Below are 18,287 nucleotides of genomic sequence, written 5' to 3'. Positions count from 1 at the left end.
AGCAATTAAGTAGGGCTTCCGGCCGTTGGTCGGTGCCGCCGGTACATGTTCCGCCCCGCCGGCAGGGCAATAGCGATGTCGTTGTTTTTTGCAGCGATGCCGATACCACCCCATCAGTGTAGGGTGACCGAGAGATGCAACAAGGCATAATGGAGTTAATGTGGCGTTCCTCTCACGTTAGTGGTGGCAATGTCCACTACGTGGAAGCGCTTTACGAGCAGTACCTCGCCGATCCAGATGCTGTTTCTGACGAATGGCGTAGCTATTTTGACCAGCTACCGCGTTCCGAGGGCAGTGCCTCCCACGATGTTCCACTAAGCCCGACTCGTGATCAATTCTACCAGCTAGGTCGTGAAAGCCGCCCGGGCCGGGTAGTTGCCGCTGCCGATAGCGGTGAGAACAAAAAGCAGGTGAAAGTCCTGCAGTTGATCAATGCGTATCGCTTCCGTGGTCATCAAAAGGCTGATATCGATCCGCTTGGGCTGCGTAATCCTACCCCCGTCCCTGACCTCGATTTATCATTCCATCAGCTGACGAAGGCTGATCTTGATACCGAGTTCCAGACCGGTTCGTTTTTCCTGGGTATTGATAAGGCACCACTGCGTGAGATCGTGGACGCGCTGGAGAAGACGTACTGTCGCTCCATCGGCTGTGAGTTCATGCATATCGTGGACACAGAAGAGAAACGCTGGCTACAACGGCGCTTCGAATCAGTGCGCAGTGCTCCCAAGTTTAGTGACGATGTTCGCAAGCATGTGCTCGAGCGTCTGACGGCTGCTGAAGGTTTGGAAACTTACCTGGCATCCAAATATCCAGGTACCAAACGCTTTGGTCTTGAAGGTGGTGAAGTCTTTGTACCTATGATGGACGAGCTTATCCAGCGTGCTGGCGGTTATGGTACGAAGGAAGTCGTTATCGGTATGGCGCACCGTGGTCGCCTCAACCTGTTGGTCAATATTCTGGGCAAAAACCCGGCTGACTTGATTGATGAGTTTGATGGTAAGAAGGTGATTGAGCGTGGTTCTGGCGATGTGAAGTATCACCAGGGCTTTAGCTCCAACGTCATGTCACCGGGCGGCGAAGTCCACCTGGCCATGTCGTTCAACCCCTCGCACCTGGAAATTGTCGCCCCGGTTGTTGAAGGTTCCGTACGCGCGCGCCAAGACCGCCGCAAGGATCCTGCCGGCGACAAGGTGTTACCCATCAATATTCATGGTGATGCTGCCTTCGCGGGTCAAGGCGTGGTCATGGAGACATTCCAGATGTCTCAGACCCGGGCCTATAAGACCGGCGGCACGATTCACATCGTCATCAATAACCAGGTGGGCTTTACGACGTCCAACCCCATGGATGCTCGTTCGACCGAGTACTGTACCGACATTGCCAAGATGGTCCAGGCGCCCATCTTCCATGTGAATGGTGATGATCCTGACGCCGTTATCCATGCGACCCAAGTGGCGCTAGATTACCGTCAACAGTTCAAAAAAGACGTCGTTATTGATCTGGTCTGCTACCGTCGCCGTGGGCATAACGAAGCCGATGAGCCGTCCGGTACGCAGCCATTGATGTACGCCAAAATCAAGGATCATGCGTCGACGCGTACGGTTTACGTTAAGCGCTTGGTTGACCAGGGCGTTCTATCTGAAGATGACGCCAAAGCGATGATGGAAACGTATCGCGATGATCTGGTCGCGGGTAACCACGTTGCCAATGCACTGGTTCAGGAACCCAATCAATCCCTGTTTGTGAACTGGGCGCCGTACCTGGGGCATGAGTGGACGGGCGATGCTGACACGTCTTTTGACATGAAGCGTCTTCAGCAACTGGCTGCGAAAATGTGCGAGATTCCGGATGGGGTCGAAGTGCAGCGCCAGGTCGCCAAGATTTACGAAGACCGCCGCAAGATGCAGGCCGGTGGCATGGCCATGAACTGGGGCTTTGCTGAAACGCTGGCCTACGCCACGTTACTTGACCAAGGGCACCCGATCCGGATTACCGGACAGGATGTGGGTCGTGGCACGTTCTCGCACCGTCACGCTGTGGTTCATAACCAGAAAAATGGCTCTACCTACGTGCCGTTGCAAAACATGGCCGATGGTCAGCCGGTTTTCACTATTCACGACTCCTTCCTATCGGAAGAAGCTGTGTTGGCGTTTGAGTACGGTTATTCCACCACTGCGCCGAATGACCTGGTTATCTGGGAAGCCCAGTTTGGTGACTTCTTCAACGGTGCACAGGTGGTCGTTGATCAGTTCATCTCTTCTGGTGAGAGCAAGTGGGGCCGTTTATGTGGCCTAACGATGCTGCTACCCCATGGCTATGAAGGCCAGGGCCCAGAGCACTCGTCTGCGCGACTGGAACGTTTCCTGCAAATGTGTGCTGAGCACAACATGCAGGTCTGTGTGCCGACGACACCTGCGCAGATTTATCACTTGCTGCGTCGTCAGGTGATTCGTCCGCTGCGCAAGCCGTTGATTGTTATGTCGCCCAAGTCGTTGCTGCGTCACAAGGAAGCGGTATCGAGCCTTGAAGATCTTGCTCACGGCAAATTCCAAATGGTGTTGCCGGATCAAGCGGATCTGGCCGCTGAAAACGTAACGCGTACGATTCTGTGCTCAGGCAAGGTCTACTATGACTTGGCCGCCTGGCGTGCAGAAAACGAGCGTAACGATACGGCGATCATTCGACTTGAGCAGCTGTATCCCTTCCCGAAAGAAGAACTTCTGGAAGTGCTCCAGGCGTATGGCAATGTGGAAGATATTGTCTGGTGTCAGGAAGAGCCGTTGAACCAGGGCGCTTGGTACTCCAGTCAGCACCACATGCGTACAGTGGCCGATATGCTTAAAGATGGCCTCGGACGCGAGTTGAAATTTGCAGGACGTCCTGCCTCTGCCGCGCCGGCAGCGGGCTATATGTCCGTCCATACTGAACAGCAGCGCCAGCTGGTGGAAGACGCTTTCAATCTGTAAAGCGCCCACCGGATTTAGAGAACACCATAAGGGAAACGACATGGCTACCGAGATCAAAGCGCCAACCTTTCCGGAATCCGTTGCCGAAGGTACTGTGGCTACGTGGCACAAAAAGCCGGGTGACAGCGTCGAGCGTGACGAACTGATTGTTGAAATCGAAACCGACAAAGTGGTGCTGGAAGTGGTGGCACCTGAAGCGGGCACCCTGACTGACGTAATGGCCGAAGAGGGCGAAAGCGTCGCGTCTGAGCAGGTGCTTGGCAAAATCGGTGAAGGCAGCGCCTCAGGTGACAGCGGTAAAAAAGAAGAGCCATCTTCTGATGAGCCGAAAGCCGAGAAAGCTGACCAGCAAGACGAAAAGAAAGAAGAGAAAACAGAAGAGAAGAAAGCCAGCGGCGGCAAGCAGCATGATGTAAAAGCGCCGAGCTTCCCTGAGTCTATCCAGGAAGGCACCGTGGCGACTTGGCACAAAAAGGTCGGTGAAGCGGTTAAGCGCGATGAAGTACTGGCTGATATCGAAACCGATAAAGTCGTACTGGAAGTGGTTGCGCCTGCTGACGGTGCGCTGGCAGAAATTAAAGCCGAAGAGGGCAGCCAGGTAGAGTCCGAAGCAATTCTTGCGGTCTTCACCGAAGGTGGCGGTAGCGACGTAGCAACAGCGGCTGATAAAGAGCCAGCCGCCTCTGCTGACGATGGCGCCAGCGATGAGAAAATGGGCGACAAGATCGTCGCACCGGCGGCGCGCAAGCTGGTTGCCGAGCACGACCTTGACGTTGCCAAAATTGAAGGTACGGGCAAAGGCGGTCGCGTCCTGAAAGAAGACGTGCAAAAAGCCGTTAAAGATGGCTCCGCCAAGAAAGGTGCTGCCAAGTCTTCTGCGCCGAGCAACGCCGCAGCGGCCCCAGCGGCTGTTGAAGGCGAGCGTGTTGAAAAACGCGTGCCGATGACCCGCCTGCGTCAAACCATTGCCAAGCGTCTGGTACAAGCTCAGCAAACCGCGGCCATGCTGACTACGTATAACGAAGTGGACATGACTGAGATCATGGCCCTGCGTGCGCAGTACAAAGACACCTTCCTAAAAGCTCACGATATCAAGCTGGGCTTTATGGGCTTCTTTGTAAAAGCGGCAACTGAAGCTCTCAAACGCTTCCCGGATGTTAATGCCTCTATCGACGGCACCGACATCGTGTATCACGGTTACCAGGATATCGGTGTTGCGGTATCCACCGACCGTGGTCTGGTGGTCCCTGTACTGCGCGACACCGACAGCATGAAAATTGCTGATGTCGAAAGAACGATTGTTGATTTCGGTAAGCGTGGTCGTGACGGTAAGCTGGGCATGGACGACATGATCGGCGGCACCTTTACTATCACCAATGGTGGTACGTTCGGTTCTCTGATGTCGACGCCGATTATCAACCCGCCGCAAACGGCTATTCTGGGTATGCACAAAATCCAGGATCGTCCGATGGCTGTTAATGGCAAGGTTGAAATTCGCCCCATGATGTACCTGGCACTGTCATATGATCACCGTATGATTGATGGCAAAGACGCCGTACGTTTCCTGGTTACGCTTAAAGAATTGCTGGAAGACCCGGCACGTTTGCTGCTGGACGTCTAAGGTACGTAGACCACGTATCCTTGCGTATTGATATTTCGATACGCGCCACCCTTCTTATGCAGTCGCACACCGCTCTTCTCTCGGCATTGTAAAGACGAGAGAAGAGCACCGAGCTAAAGGAGCCAACATGGCTGACAAGTTTGATGTGATCGTTATCGGCGCCGGCCCTGGCGGTTACGTAGCTGCTATCCGCGCAGCGCAAATGGGCCTGAAAACAGCCTGTGTTGAAAAATGGGTTAACAAGGAAGGCAAGACTGTTCACGGCGGCACCTGCCTGAACGTCGGTTGTATTCCTTCCAAAGCGCTGCTGGAAACCTCACATAAGTTTGTTGAAGCACGTGATCACTTTGCTGAAGTTGGCATCGAGATTGACGCGCCGAAGGCTAACATCGCCAAAATGCTCGAGTTCAAAAACTCGGTCATTAACAAAAACGTGGGCGGCATCAGCGCACTGTTCAAGGCCAACGGTGTTACTTCGCTGGAAGGTAAAGGTAAAGTTACTTCGTCTACAGAAGTTGAAGTAACCGACCACGATGGCAATGCCACGACCTACACGGCTGACAACATCGTTATCGCCGCAGGCTCCGTGCCGGTTGAAATTCCGCCGACGCCGCTGACCGACGACCTGATTGTGACGTCTACAGGCGCACTTGAGTTTACCGAAGTACCCAAGCGTTTGGGTGTGATCGGTGCTGGTGTTATCGGCCTGGAGCTGGGCAGCGTTTGGAAGCGTTTAGGTTCTGACGTGACCGTTCTTGAAGCCATGGACAGCTTTTTGCCGATGGTTGACGGCGCGATTGCCAAAGAGACCCAGAAGCTGCTCAAGAAACAGGGTCTGGACATCAAACTGGGCGCACGCGTGACCGGTTCTGAAGTCAAGGACAACGAAGTCGTCGTTAAGTACACCGACGGTGACGGCGAACAGGAAATGACCTTCGACAAACTGATTGTTTGTGTGGGTCGTCGTCCTTATACGCAAGGCGTGATTGCCGACGGCGTAGGCGTTGAGCTTGACGAGCGTGGCTTTATCTTCGTTGATGACCAGTGCCGTACCAATGTCCCGAGCGTTTATGCAATCGGTGACTGTGTACGTGGTCCAATGCTTGCTCATAAAGCGTCTGAAGAAGGCGTTATGGTCGCTGACATTATCGCTGGCCATAAAGCTGAAATGAATTACGACGCCATCCCCAGCGTTATCTACACCTCGCCTGAAGTAGCGTGGGTCGGTATAACCGAGCAAGATGCCAAAGCGAAAGGTATCGAAGTCAAAACCGGCTCTTTCCCGTTCTCTGCCAACGGTCGTGCGCTTGCCAACAATGCGCCTGAAGGTATGGCCAAGATTATTGCCGATGCCGAAACAGACCGCATTCTGGGTATGCACATCGTCAGTCAGCACGCGGGTGAGCTGATTGCCCAAGGCGTTATCGCGATGGAATTTGGTTCCAGCGCTGAAGATCTAGCGTTGACCTGCTATGCCCACCCGAGCACTTCTGAAGCTATTCATGAAGCGGCTCTCGCGGTGGAAGGCCATGCAATCCACATGGCTAATCGTAAAAAGCGCAAATAAGTTCAGCGGTAACTACCAGGCGCCACCATTAGGTGGCGCATCACTTTCGGGCATGTTGTAAAATAGCGCGCGAAAGTACGGGGACAGCCCGTTTTTAAAACGGGTTGTCGTTCGAGTCACATGCAACCAATGGCATGAATCGATGAACCTTCACGAGTATCAAGGCAAACAGCTGTTTGCTGATTATGGTCTACCAGTGTCTAAAGGCTTTGCCGTGGACACTCCCGAAGAAGCAGTAGAAGCCTGCAAAAAGATCGGCGGCGACATGTGGGTAGTTAAAGCCCAGGTGCACGCAGGTGGCCGTGGTAAGGCGGGTGGCGTTAAGCTGATCAAAGATCCGGCTGAAGCGAAGGCGTTTGCCGAGCAGTGGCTGGGCAAAAACCTGGTAACCTTTCAGACTGACGAACAAGGTCAGCCGGTTGCCAAGATTCTGGTAGAGACCTGCACTGATATCGCCGATGAGCTTTACCTCGGTGCCGTTGTCGATCGTACTACCCGTCGCGTGGTCTTCATGGCCTCGACCGAAGGTGGTGTTGAAATCGAAACGGTTGCTGAAGAGACGCCGGAAAAGATTCTTAAAGCCGAAATTGATCCGCTGGTTGGCGCACAGCCGTACCAGGCGCGTGAGTTGGCCTTTGCTCTGGGCCTGAAAGGCGACCAGGTCAAGCAGTTCACCAAGATCTTCCTGGGCCTATCCAAGTTGTTCCACGACAAGGATCTGGCACTTTTAGAGATCAACCCGTTGGTTATCACTGACGAAGGCAACCTGCACTGCCTCGACGCCAAACTGGGCCTCGACAGCAATGCGTTGTACCGTCACCCGGACCTGCAGGCCATGCGCGATCCTTCCCAGGAAGATCAGCGTGAAGCCGATGCAGCGAAGTGGGAACTGAACTACGTCGCACTCGACGGTAACATTGGTTGCATGGTAAACGGCGCAGGCCTGGCCATGGGCACCATGGACATCGTTAACCTGAGTGGCGGCAAGCCGGCTAACTTCCTGGACGTTGGCGGCGGCGCGACCAAAGAGCGCGTAGCAGAAGCGTTCAAGATCATCCTGTCTGACGACAACGTGAAAGCCGTTCTGGTTAACATCTTCGGCGGTATCGTACGTTGCGACATGATTGCTGAAGGCATTATCGGTGCCGTTGAGCAAGTGGGTGTTAACGTGCCGGTCGTGGTTCGCCTGGAAGGTAACAATGCCGAGTTGGGTGCTGAGAAACTGGCGTCCAGCGGTCTGAACATCATCGCTGCTACCAGTCTGACCGATGCGGCTCAGCAGGTTGTTAAAGCGGCGGAGGGCAAGTAATGAGTATCCTGATCGATAAGAACACCAAGGTCATCTGCCAGGGTTTCACCGGTGGCCAGGGCACGTTCCACTCCGAGCAGGCGATTGCCTATGGCACGCAAATGGTCGGTGGTGTTACGCCGGGCAAAGGCGGCCAGGAGCATTTGGGCCTGCCAGTTTTCAACACCGTTAAAGAAGCGGTAGAGAAAACAGGCGCGGAAGCCAGCGTTATCTACGTACCGGCTCCGTTCTGCAAAGACTCAATCCTTGAAGCCGCTAACGCTGGCATCAAGCTGATCGTTTGCATCACCGAAGGCATCGCTACGCTTGATATGCTCGACGCAAAAGTAAAATGCGACGAGCTGGGCGTGCGTCTGATTGGCCCGAACTGCCCGGGTGTTATTACGCCGGGTGAGTGCAAAATCGGTATCATGCCGGGTCACATCCACCAGCCGGGCCGTGTGGGTATCGTTTCCCGCTCTGGTACGCTGACTTACGAAGCCGTTAAGCAGACCACTGACCACGGTTTCGGTCAGTCTACCTGTGTCGGTATCGGTGGCGACCCGATTCCGGGTTCCAACTTCATCGACATTTTGGAAATGTTCGAGAAGGATCCGAAAACCGAAGCGATCGTTATGATCGGCGAAATCGGTGGTACGGCTGAAGAAGAAGCAGCCGCCTACATCAAGGATCACGTTTCCAAGCCAGTGGTTTCTTACATTGCCGGTGTTACTGCACCTCCTGGCAAGCGTATGGGCCACGCTGGCGCCATCATTTCTGGTGGTAAAGGCACGGCTGACGAGAAGTTTGCTGCTCTGGAAGACGCCGGTGTTAAAACCGTTCGTTCTTTGGCAGAAATCGGCGACGCACTGAAAGAAGTGACGGGCTGGTAAGCTGGCAAGCGGATCAAAAAGGGGTGCCGTTTGGCATCCCTTTTTTGTGTCTTCAGGTTGGCTGCACCGCCGTCACTTTACTCCTCGGCCTCACGCTTGCGCCCTTCAAGAATTTTTCTGAGCAGCGGGCGTCCTGCCATCAGCATAAATACCGGTGCCCCGGCGATCAGATAAAAATAGTAGGTGACGGCACGCCAGATCAAGATGGCGGCTGCCGCACTGCTTTGACCCACGATAGGGGCCAGCAGGGCCGACGAGGAGAGCTCTGCACCCCCGGCACCGCCGGGCAGGAGGGTCAGTTGGCCAGCCGCCATGGAGAGCATCTGCACCAGGAAGGTCCATGCCCAGTCCAGATGTTGTCCAAGGCCGTACAGCGTGACGTAGAGAATGCTGTAGCGCACGATCCAGTGCACGATCCCGAATCCGAAGGCCAACGCCAGCGCTGAGCGCGGCAACTGAAGGGTTTCGGTAAAGGCCTGCTTGAAGAGCAGGATGCGGCGCACCATGGCATGCTGAAGCCGTGCACTGACACGCATTCGAGACAGTAGGCGGCCGGTCACAATTAGTACGCGGCGATGATAGCGGCTTATGAGAACGACGCCGAGCAGTGCCAGGCACAAGAGTGCCATGGGTACCACCAACATCCATCCTAGCCGGGCATCAATGGAGCGCGTGATGACATAAATCATCATCGCGATCATTGAACAGAGAAAAAACAGTAGGTCAATGATCTGGTCTACAGCAAAAATGGCAGTGGTCTGCGCGGGTCGTACGCCACGTCGCGTGAGAAGGGCGATCAGTGTCAATGGCCCACCGCTTCCTCCTGGCGTGGCGCAAATGGCGAATTCAGTGGCCATTACCGTACCGGTTGCACGCATCAGGCCCATGTTGCCGGCGCGTCCCGCCAGTAGAACACGCAGCTTGGCACCGTTAAGCAGCCAGCAGACCAATATCATGCACAGCATCAGCGCAAACAGACTTGGTGGAAACCCGGCAAGTAAATGAATAAGGTCAGTGCCACCCAATAATAGGGGGATGGCCATAACAGCGATGAGGCCTGCGGTCAGCAGCCAGAGTGTTCTTTGCATGCGTTTAATTATTCAGGGGTGGGTTTGGCGCTGGGCAAGCGTTTTCAAAGTGGGTACCCATACGTGATGACAAGGTGCCAGTATCGTGCTGACTGCAATGGCGCTGTAACCAACTGATCTTGGTGGTGGGCCGATAGCCTTCTTCTAACAGGCGCCGAATCGTCGTCAGCCAGTAGCGCCTTGAAATAGCATGGCGCATATCCACGGGGTGTAACCCCAGGCGAATCAGTGGCGCTTGACGATGACGACGCCTGGCCCGCTCATTAACGACCCAGGACATACCGCGCCGCCAGCGGCTGCGTGCGCTCCACACTAGCGAGGGCGCCTTAATCGGTGTGTAGTCTGGCAGAAAGTACAGCTGGCCGGGGTCGCTGGTATAGGTAAACCCTTGGGTTTTCAGTGCCTGCCGTGCGCCTTCGCCTAAAAGCCAGGCAGGCGCAACGAATCCCTCCAGTGGCCAGTCTTGAGCACGAAAAAGTTCGACGCCACGCTGTAAACGTTCAAGCGCATCAGCGTAGCTGAGCGGGTAAAACTCACCTTCATAGGTATAAAGCCGTCGCATGAAGTAATCGCGCGGCGTGCGGGGGGCGGGCGCATCATCGTAGTGATAGAAACCATGTAACGCCAGTTCGTCTCCGCGCTCCCTGCGCTGATGCAGAAGCCGCAGCATGTCGGTGTCCTTAAAGGTGTTGCTGCGATGATGAAAGTCGGGCACGACAAGCCAGGTCATGGGGATTTTTCCCATGCTATCGACCTCCTCGACAAAGGCGCGATAGTCCGGCCAGGTGATGGGGGCAATGTCATGGAGTACCAGTGCAAATTCCCTGTTAGCCATGCTGTGCGCTCACCGTTGCCGTATGACTAATGCCGAGAAGTTCGCGATAGTGCTGCATAACTCCCTGCACGACGATATCCCAGTCATGGTGGTGTTCTACATGCGCGCGCGCGCGACGGCCCATGGCTTTTGCATCGTTTTCAAAAAGCGCCTGAATGCTGCGCGCCATATCTTCACTGTCCAGTGGTCGACACAACATTCCGCACTCTTCGGGAACGTTTTCGGTCAGCGCACCGGCGCGGGCTGCCACTACCGGAATGCCACAAGCCATGGCTTCCAGCACAATCAGCCCGAAGGTTTCCTGGGTGCCCGCATGCAACAACGCATCGCTACTGGCGAAATAACGTGCAATCTCGGCGGTCGGGCAAAAATGATTGATGACCGTTACGTTGTCGGGAACCTGAGTCGGCATTGAGGAGCCGATCATCAGTAAATGATAGCGCTGTGTGGATGTGCCGCTCTTCAGGCGGCGCATGGTCTCCAGCAGGGTCGACAGGTTTTTTTCCTGCGAGCCACGCCCGGCAAAAACCAGCAGGCGTGTGTCGTCATCAAGCCCCAGCTCGACCCTGACCTGCTCATCGCGAAGTTCAGGACGAAAGGTTGTGAGATCTACGCCCAGCGGCTGAACGCGAACCTCCTTAATACCCAGCCCTTCGAGTCGCTCTGCCATCACACGGCTCGGAGCGAGGACGCGATCATAGTGATCATAAAGCCGCGAGATGTAGCCATTGATCAACGAACGTGACCAGCCCCCTAGCCGATTGCTGATCATGGTGGGTAGGTCGGAGTGGTAAAAAGCTATCAGCGGGATATCAAGCTCACGGGCGCTTGCGATGGCCGCCCAGCCGACGGTATACGGGTCGCCGGCTTCGATCAGGTCCGGACGCACCTCATTAAGCGCTCGCCGCCAGGGACGCCTTGTCAATGGGAAGCGGTAGCCATTGCTGAAAGGCAGTGGGGTTGCGGGCACATCAACACGGTGATCTTGGGCTATATACACATGGCGCTCGCCAGGCACCAGCAGGGTATGGCGAGCATCGGCCAGGGCGTTCAAGCGATGACGCTTGGCATCAAGATAGGTACGTACGCCGCCACTGGAGGGCGCATAAAACATGGTCATGTCGGCAATATGCACTACGCCGATACCTCCTCGAACCACTGATAGTTGAGCGGGCGACTTATGATTGCAAACGCAGGGGGCTGCAGGCGCCCCCTGTATAATGTGTCATTTTGATGACCGCTGAAGCAAGCGGCAACAGACTATTGCCTGTCACATTGCCGAGGTCATAAGCCCGCCCATATGGGCGGGCAGACACTTTAGGCGGGGCGTGCCACCAGCGAACGGGTCTCTTCACGCGCTTCTACCAGCGCAACACGCAGGCTATCGCCCAGTTTATAGCGCTCTTCACCCTCGATCTGAATGCGTCCCTCTTTATCATCAATAGCCACTTTGTCGCGGTCGCTATGCATCAAGGGAGCTGGAACAAACGCGGTAGCGCCATTCTCAATCAGGCGTACGCGCATACCGCCACGGTTAATCGCCATAATGTCAGCTTCAAACGTGTCCTGGTTCTGCGCCGCAGGCGTTAAGAAGCGCACGTAGAGCCAGTCTTTCACATCACGCTCGGCCATCCGGTTTAGGCGGCGGCGCTCGGTGAGCTGCTCGGTTAACGCCTGGCTTGCTTCTGCCGGGGCCTGTTCGCTTTTCAGTATGCGTTTGATCAAACGGTGATTGACCATATCGCCATACTTACGAATCGGTGATGTCCAGGTTGCGTAAGCAGCCAAGCCAAGGCCAAAGTGCGGGCCGGGCTGAGCAGACATGCTGGTAAAGCCCTGGAAACGACGCAGACGGGCATCCAGCCAAGCGTCATCGCGGCTCTCAAGCGCGCGCTTAAGCTCTTTGTAGTGATCCAGTTCCGTTAACGCTTCACGCTCAACGGTAATCTCCTGGCTTGCCAGGAACTCTTGCGCCGCCTCGGCTTTTTCGGGCTCAAAGGCACGATGCACGTTAAAGATACCGTGGCCGATGTGGCTTGCCAGGAAGTCCGCGCAGCAGGCGTTGGCCGCAATCATCGACTCTTCAATCATGCGGTTGGCGATACGCCGGTCTTCGGTATTGATCGCCAGCACATTGCCTGCCGCGTCAAGCTCAAAAACGTAATCGGGACGATCTTTAAAGACCAGTGCGTGCTCGTTGCGCCAGGCGGTACGTGCTTCGGTGAGTTCTTGCAGCGCAGTAAGCTGCTCGGCGATGTTATCTTCGGGTGCCCAATCGCCTTGACCGTCAATCCAGTCAGAAACGCGGTCATACACGAGCCTGGCGTGCGATTTAACGTTCGCCGCGAAGAAGCGGTAGTCACCCAAGCTGCCGTCGGCATTGATAACCAACGTGCAAGCGAGTGTCGGGCGCTCTTGGCCTTCGCGTAGCGAACACAGGTCATCGGCCAACTGTTCAGGCAGCATGGTCACGTTTTGGCCCGGCAGGTATACGGTGAAGGCGCGGGTACGTGCTTCCAGGTCAGCGGCATGCCCCTCTTCTACATAGGCAGTGGGGTCCGCAATCGCGACGCTTAGCTGCCAGCCGCCTTCCGCGCGTTTGCTGACGTGTAGCGCATCATCCATATCGCGGGTTTTTTCACCGTCGATAGTGAAGAAGGGCTGCTCGGTAAGGTCTTCGCGGGTCAGGCCTTCTTCGTGTAATGGCCATTCGGTGCCCGCATCGGGGCAGTCCTGTTCCAGCGCGTGACGGGCAAGTGTGACGCGCCATGGCACCGCAGGGTCGTCCGACTTGGCGACCAGCTCATCAATCTGGGCAAAAAAGCCGCGGTCATTCTCTTTAAGCGGATGGCGAACCAGGCGGGCAACCACCCAGTCACCATCGGCAATGCTGGCTTCATCCAGGCTGTTTTTGATACGTGACTTGATCACATTACGAATAGAAGGGTGATCAGGGACGACGGCCAAACGATCTTCGCGCTTTTGAACACGCGCCACAAAGCGGTCAAGACCGGCTTCAACCAGCTTTTCAGGCTCAACCGATTTCTTGTCACCGTTTTCGTGAATCACCGCTTCTACGCGGTCACCGTGAATCACCTGCTTCATCGCGGGAGGCGGCACGAAGTAGGATTCACCGTTATCGGTTTCGAGAAAGCCAAAGCCTTTCTCGGTGGCTTTAATCACCCCTTCAGCGCGCGGGGTGGTATCACGAATTTGTTGCTTGAGCTGAGCAAGCATAGAATTATTCTGAAGCATGAGATCAATCAGTTGGCGAGAGTAGCTTGCCACTATACGGATTCCCAGGGGCTGCGCCAATTATCCGCCGTGGAAGTTGATGTTAGTTAGATAGTATCTTAGATAGTATCAAGGTGTTACATAGCTTGAGGAGGATCGGTTAAGCTGATGTTTCATTAATGGAGAGCGCACGTTATGACACCACGGCTGATTGTTTCTGATCTTGATGGCACCCTGTTGGGGCGCGACCATCGCTTGCACGAAGATACCATTGAGGTCTTGAGAACGTTGGTCAACCAGGGGCATCTCTTGGTGCTTGCATCAGGACGCCACTATGCCGATATGCGTGTTTTTAGAGATCAGCTCAATGTTCCCATCCATTTAATCAGCAGTAACGGTGCCTATACACACGACCCTAACGATCAATTGCTGGCGGCCTACCATGTCGGGTCCCCTCAGGCTGCCGCGTTGATTAAATTGCCGCGCCCGGACAATGTACGGTTAAGCCTTTACCTGGACGATGCCTGGTACATAGATGCTGAGTCGCCCAGCCATTTGGAAATGCATGCAGCCACGGGATTTGTCTACCAAGTGGTGCCGCCGGAGAAGATGCCTACCGAGGGGATAGGTAAGGTGCTTTACGGCGGGCGCCCCGATGCGCTGTTAAAGGTCGAAACCGCCATCCGCGAAATTAATGATGGCTCGCTTCACGTGACTTATTCAACCAGCGATTCGTTAGAGATTATGGCGGGAGGCGTCAATAAGGGAGTGGCGCTGTCGGCGCTGCTCAAGCGCCTCTCGGTTGCACCTGAAGATTGCCTTGCTTTTGGCGACAACCTCAACGACGTTGAGATGCTCAGCTTGGTGGGCGAGCCGCACTTCATGATTAACTCACACCCAGAAATGGCCGGCAGGCTAAACGCCGCGCGGCAGATAGGCCACCACGGCGAGGCGGCCGTAGCTGTGCTGTTACGCGAGCGATTTGCACTCTGAAAGCGACATTAAAAAGAAGATTCGTTAGCGTCAGTCCCATCATTAGTCGAAGGGGGCTTGAGATGCCCGGTTCCCTCGACCATCATCATGGCCCCAGAACGACAACAACATAGGGCCAAAGCCGCTGCAATGACGACACCCGCTGCTACCTTGATTGTGGTCGATGACGATCCGGAAATTCGTGAGCTGCTTGCTGATTATCTGGGTCGCCACGGTTATCGTGTTTTTACCGCCGATGGCGCCGAAGCGCTGCATGCTCTGCGCTTGGAGCGCTCTCCCGACTTGCTGATTGTCGATTTAATGTTGCCCGGCGATGACGGGTTTACCATCTGCCGTGACGTGAGAAAGCATAGCGATGTGCCGATTATTATGCTCACGGCCAGTGCTGATGAGACCGATCGAATTCTCGGCCTGGAGTTAGGTGCTGATGACTACCTGAGCAAGCCATTTAACCCCCGCGAGCTGTTAGCGCGCATTAAAGCGGTGTTGCGGCGTACGCGCAGTGATGCGGCGCCTATTCCCACAGGGCAAGCGCGTTGGGTAGGGTTTGGTCAGTGGCAGCTGGATCGCATGACGCGAGAGCTGATTGACGAGAAGGGTGAGCGTACCTCGCTCTCAGGGGCCGATTTTCAACTACTTCAAGTGTTTCTGGAACACCCTGCCACGGTGCTCTCGCGGGATGATCTCTATGCGCTGACCCGGGGGAGAGACGCGCCACCGTTTGATCGCTCCATTGATGTTCACGTTTGTCGGCTTCGCCAACGGTTGGGCGAAGATGCTCAGCATTCACAACTGATCCGCACGGTGCGCGGGGCGGGCTATGTGTTAACTGCCCAAGTAGATGCACTAACGTGAAAGCGACAGGATGGAGAGGCATTAGACGTAGGCTGGCCCGCTGGCTGCCCGCCTCTCTGCGTGGGCGTTTTGTCATTATCATGATCGCTGGGGTGCTGGTGGCTCAAGGCGCCAGCTATGCGCTTTGGAGTTCTCAAGTACGATCCAGCCATTTGGCTCAGCTTGATGAGCTGTCCACCAACATGGCCTTTAGCATCGCCTCCACCATGCGGTTCTTCCGCTCGCTACCCGTTGAATACCGCCATATTGTGCTGGATCAGTTACGCAATATGGGCGGAACGCGGTTTTTTGTGAGCGTTAACGAGCGCCGACTCATGGTCAACGATATTGGCTCAGGGCTGGAAAAAGAAGTTGTCGTTAACAACGTACGTTCGGTGCTCACTCGCGAGCTTAATATTGACGATGTCGTCGTCGAATTTTCGCGTCCGGAAAATCTGCGCGTACTCAATAACGAGGTGCTGCTTTATGACCTGCCGCCCCGTTGGGGGCAGCACAGCCTGATGATGGAGCCGCTATCGCCGCCCATTTTAGTTGTACAGTTAGAGCTTTCACCCGGCACTTGGCTCTACGTTGCCACGCTCTTGGGTGTGCCCGATATTTTTAGCGGCTATCGCTGGCTTTCTGAAGAGCGCTTGCTGGTAGGCCTTTTGGTACTGCTGAGCGTGTTGGCGCTTTCGTTACTGGGCATTACCAGCGTGACCCGGCCGCTGGCACGGCTTTCACGCGCGGCCAGGCAGTTGGGAGATGACCTTGATATTCCCCCCTTAAAGGAGAGCGGACCCAAAGAGGTGGCGGCCACTGCCATTGCGTTTAATCGAATGCAGCGACGCATACGCGAGCAGATTGAGGAGCGCGAGCGGCTGTTCTCCGCTATTTCTCATGACCTAAAAACACCGATTACCCGTATGCGCCTGCGTGCCGAGATGCTGGATGACACGCTCCAGCGCGAGCGTTTCTGTGCCTCTCTGGACGAATTGGATAGTTTGGTAAAAGGCGCGCTGGCATCGGTAAAAGGGCTGGATCTGCACGAAGAACCAGTGCCTGTCTCTCTGGAGCAACTGCTTGAAGAACTGGCCGAGGCGCTTAGCTTGCAAGGGGGGGAGGTCAAGATTGAGCGCCAGAGTGCCGTCAACATCGCGCCGATTGTTGCCAAGCCTCTAGCGCTAAAGCGTTGCCTGGCCAATTTGCTTGAGAACGCGATTTTTTACGGTAAGCAGGCGGATATCTATCTGTTTGATGAGGAGGAAAGCGTCACCTTACAGATACGCGATTACGGACCGGGCATTCCTGAAAAGCAGTTAGAACGCGTGTTTTCGCCCTTTGTAAGGCTGGAACCTTCTCGCAGCCGCCATACCGGCGGTAGCGGCCTGGGGTTAGGCATTGCCAAGCATATCGCCCGGGCACACGGTGGCAATATTCAGCTTGCCAACCATGCCGAACAAGGCCTAATCGTGACCCTTACGCTACCGCGTCAGGAAACTATTACGGGTTTGTAATAAACCTCCAACACTATGCAGCACTCGGTAACTCACGTTGCTGCTTTTCCTGGAGTAACCTTCTAAAGGCCGAACGTCCGAGAGGACAATAACAATATCAGGAGCGACGCAATGCCGATGTTTAAGAAAACCACCCTCGCACTCGCCTTAGCCGGGGCGACACTTGCCGCGACAGCTCACGCCGATGACGTCGAAGTACTTCACTGGTGGACCTCCGGCGGTGAAGCCCGCGCTGCCAACGTGCTTAAAGAGCTAATGGAAGCTGAAGGTTACGGCTGGCAGGATTTTGCTGTCGCCGGGGGCGGTGGTGAAACGGCGATGACCGTGCTCAAGTCGCGTGCCATGTCTGGCAATCCTCCTTCAGCGGCTCAAATCAAGGGGCCTGAAATCCAGGAGTGGGGCGAGCTGGGTCTGTTAGGTAATCTTGATGATGTCGCAGACGCCGAAGGCTGGAATGAACTGCTGCCTGAGGTTGTCGCCAATATCATGCGCTATGACGGTCAGTATGTGGCGGTACCTGCTAACGTCCACCGGGTGAACTGGCTATGGGCCAACCCTGAAGTACTGGACGCCGCTGGGGTTGAAATGCCAACGACCCTGGATGAGCTGTTTGTCGCGGGAGAAGCCATTCGCGAAGCGGGCTTTGTGCCGCTGGCGCACGGTGGCCAAGCCTGGCAAGACGCTACGGTATTTGAAAGCGTGTTATTAGGTGGTCAAGGCAGTGAGTTTTACCAAGCGGCGTTGGTGGATTTAGATCCGGAAGCGCTGGGCGGCGATCAAATGATCGAGTCGCTGGAAGACTTCAAGCGTCTGCGTGAGCTAATGGACGAAGGTATGCCTGGGCGTGACTGGAACATTGCCACTGCGATGGTGATTGAAGGCGTGGCAGGCATGCAGTTGATGGGTGACTGGGCCAAAGGTGAGTTTACCGCGGCTGGGCTGACAGCCGGTGAAGAGTATCTGTGTGCAGCGGCACCCGGCACGGAAGACGCATTTACCTTCAACATTGATAGTCTGGCCATGTTCCGGGTGACGGATGACGGCGAGCGTGAGGCGCAACAGGCATTGGCACGTTTGGTACTTGAACCTACTTTCCAGGAAGCCTTCAACCTGGCGAAAGGCTCAATTCCAGCGCGTCCTGACCTGGATATGAATGAATTCGACAGCTGTGCTCAGCAGTCGCTGGCCGACTTTCAGCGCACCGCTGAAGAGGGCGGTTTAGTGCCCAGTATGGCGCACGGCATGGCCGTTCGCGCGGATGTACAAGGGGCTATTTTTGACGTCGTAACTAACTACTTCAATAGTGCTGATATGACCGCTGAAGAAGCCGCTGAACGTATGGTGAGCGCAGCGCAAGCGGCCTCGTTCTAACGCGCTTTTCGCTTGGCTTGGTTTAGCCTGACTCAGGTAGGGGGCAGGCAATACCGCCAGGAAATGCTATAGGGCGC

Annotated in this window: 13 protein-coding genes; 9 read left to right on the top strand and 4 right to left on the bottom strand. The window is 55.4% G+C overall.

What is annotated here, in order from left to right; genetic code table 11:
- Positions 1 to 134: 134 nt before the first annotated feature.
- From ACT3T6_RS00385 to sucD, 5 genes are all read left to right on the top strand, one after another.
- On the top strand, positions 135 to 2,969 hold the full coding sequence (locus tag ACT3T6_RS00385) for a 2-oxoglutarate dehydrogenase E1 component (RefSeq protein ID WP_193054820.1): 2,835 nt from the start codon (positions 135 to 137) through the stop codon (positions 2,967 to 2,969).
- Positions 2,970 to 3,009: 40 nt separating this feature from the next.
- Complete coding sequence (gene odhB / locus ACT3T6_RS00380; RefSeq protein ID WP_193054821.1) at positions 3,010 to 4,590, top strand: 2-oxoglutarate dehydrogenase complex dihydrolipoyllysine-residue succinyltransferase; 1,581 nt, start codon at positions 3,010 to 3,012, stop codon at positions 4,588 to 4,590.
- Positions 4,591 to 4,717: 127 nt separating this feature from the next.
- Positions 4,718 to 6,157 carry a dihydrolipoyl dehydrogenase gene (lpdA, locus tag ACT3T6_RS00375; protein WP_172117206.1) on the top strand — a complete coding sequence of 480 codons (1,440 nt, stop codon included), beginning with the start codon at positions 4,718 to 4,720 and terminating at the stop codon, positions 6,155 to 6,157.
- 142 nt (positions 6,158 to 6,299) lie between these two features.
- The gene (sucC, locus tag ACT3T6_RS00370; RefSeq protein WP_193054822.1) at positions 6,300 to 7,466 is read left to right on the top strand and encodes an ADP-forming succinate--CoA ligase subunit beta; all 1,167 of its coding nucleotides are present in this window, start codon (positions 6,300 to 6,302) and stop codon (positions 7,464 to 7,466) included.
- Positions 7,466 to 8,338 carry a succinate--CoA ligase subunit alpha gene (gene sucD / locus ACT3T6_RS00365; protein ID WP_172117205.1) on the top strand — a complete coding sequence of 291 codons (873 nt, stop codon included), beginning with the start codon at positions 7,466 to 7,468 and terminating at the stop codon, positions 8,336 to 8,338. The genes sucC and sucD overlap by 1 nt, the downstream gene beginning before the upstream one ends.
- Before the next feature lie 77 nt (positions 8,339 to 8,415).
- On the opposite strand, the gene ACT3T6_RS00360 is transcribed toward sucD, so the two are convergent.
- From ACT3T6_RS00360 to ACT3T6_RS00345, 4 genes are all read right to left on the bottom strand, one after another.
- A complete protein-coding gene (locus tag ACT3T6_RS00360) occupies positions 8,416 to 9,426 on the bottom strand; it encodes a lysylphosphatidylglycerol synthase transmembrane domain-containing protein (protein WP_193054823.1) in 1,011 nt (336 codons plus the stop codon).
- Positions 9,427 to 9,430: 4 nt separating this feature from the next.
- Positions 9,431 to 10,261 (bottom strand): DUF2334 domain-containing protein, encoded by an 831-nt coding sequence (locus ACT3T6_RS00355; protein ID WP_193054824.1) that lies wholly within the window; start codon positions 10,259 to 10,261, stop codon positions 9,431 to 9,433.
- Positions 10,254 to 11,396 carry a glycosyltransferase family 4 protein gene (locus ACT3T6_RS00350; protein ID WP_193054825.1) on the bottom strand — a complete coding sequence of 381 codons (1,143 nt, stop codon included), beginning with the start codon at positions 11,394 to 11,396 and terminating at the stop codon, positions 10,254 to 10,256. Before ACT3T6_RS00350 ends, ACT3T6_RS00355 begins: the two co-directional genes overlap by 8 nt.
- Positions 11,397 to 11,578: 182 nt before the next feature.
- Positions 11,579 to 13,516: an exoribonuclease II gene (locus ACT3T6_RS00345; protein WP_193054866.1), complete on the bottom strand. Its 1,938-nt coding sequence runs from the start codon at positions 13,514 to 13,516 to the stop codon at positions 11,579 to 11,581.
- A gap of 174 nt (positions 13,517 to 13,690) precedes the next feature.
- On the opposite strand from ACT3T6_RS00345, the gene ACT3T6_RS00340 reads away from it, so the two are divergent.
- The 4 genes from ACT3T6_RS00340 (at position 13,691) to ACT3T6_RS00325 (ending at position 18,210) form a co-directional block, all read left to right on the top strand.
- Positions 13,691 to 14,488 carry an HAD family hydrolase gene (locus ACT3T6_RS00340; protein WP_192527816.1) on the top strand — a complete coding sequence of 266 codons (798 nt, stop codon included), beginning with the start codon at positions 13,691 to 13,693 and terminating at the stop codon, positions 14,486 to 14,488.
- Between the two features lie 129 nt (positions 14,489 to 14,617).
- On the top strand, positions 14,618 to 15,343 hold the full coding sequence (locus ACT3T6_RS00335) for a response regulator (RefSeq protein ID WP_193054826.1): 726 nt from the start codon (positions 14,618 to 14,620) through the stop codon (positions 15,341 to 15,343).
- A gap of 80 nt (positions 15,344 to 15,423) precedes the next feature.
- Positions 15,424 to 16,839 (top strand): ATP-binding protein, encoded by a 1,416-nt coding sequence (locus ACT3T6_RS00330; RefSeq protein ID WP_193054867.1) that lies wholly within the window; start codon positions 15,424 to 15,426, stop codon positions 16,837 to 16,839.
- Positions 16,840 to 16,950: 111 nt separating this feature from the next.
- Positions 16,951 to 18,210 (top strand): ABC transporter substrate-binding protein, encoded by a 1,260-nt coding sequence (locus tag ACT3T6_RS00325; protein ID WP_193054827.1) that lies wholly within the window; start codon positions 16,951 to 16,953, stop codon positions 18,208 to 18,210.
- Positions 18,211 to 18,287 lie beyond the last annotated feature (77 nt).

Origin of the sequence: Halomonas sp. 72, assembly GCF_052379785.1 — a bacterium.
Taxonomy (GTDB): domain Bacteria; phylum Pseudomonadota; class Gammaproteobacteria; order Pseudomonadales; family Halomonadaceae; genus Vreelandella; species Vreelandella citrativorans.
This window is presented reverse-complemented; position numbering and strand designations above follow the sequence as displayed.

Coding starts and splice junctions, on each gene's coding strand:
- sucC (WP_193054822.1), top strand. CDS start 6,300: ATGAACCTTCACGAGTATCAAGGCAAACAGCTGTTTGCTGATTATGGT.
- ACT3T6_RS00360 (WP_193054823.1), bottom strand. CDS start 9,426: ATGCAAAGAACACTCTGGCTGCTGACCGCAGGCCTCATCGCTGTTATG.
- ACT3T6_RS00340 (WP_192527816.1), top strand. CDS start 13,691: ATGACACCACGGCTGATTGTTTCTGATCTTGATGGCACCCTGTTGGGG.
- ACT3T6_RS00345 (WP_193054866.1), bottom strand. CDS start 13,516: ATGCTTCAGAATAATTCTATGCTTGCTCAGCTCAAGCAACAAATTCGT.
- odhB (WP_193054821.1), top strand. CDS start 3,010: ATGGCTACCGAGATCAAAGCGCCAACCTTTCCGGAATCCGTTGCCGAA.
- ACT3T6_RS00335 (WP_193054826.1), top strand. CDS start 14,618: ATGACGACACCCGCTGCTACCTTGATTGTGGTCGATGACGATCCGGAA.
- sucD (WP_172117205.1), top strand. CDS start 7,466: ATGAGTATCCTGATCGATAAGAACACCAAGGTCATCTGCCAGGGTTTC.
- ACT3T6_RS00325 (WP_193054827.1), top strand. CDS start 16,951: ATGCCGATGTTTAAGAAAACCACCCTCGCACTCGCCTTAGCCGGGGCG.
- ACT3T6_RS00385 (WP_193054820.1), top strand. CDS start 135: ATGCAACAAGGCATAATGGAGTTAATGTGGCGTTCCTCTCACGTTAGT.
- ACT3T6_RS00355 (WP_193054824.1), bottom strand. CDS start 10,261: ATGGCTAACAGGGAATTTGCACTGGTACTCCATGACATTGCCCCCATC.
- lpdA (WP_172117206.1), top strand. CDS start 4,718: ATGGCTGACAAGTTTGATGTGATCGTTATCGGCGCCGGCCCTGGCGGT.
- ACT3T6_RS00330 (WP_193054867.1), top strand. CDS start 15,424: ATGATCGCTGGGGTGCTGGTGGCTCAAGGCGCCAGCTATGCGCTTTGG.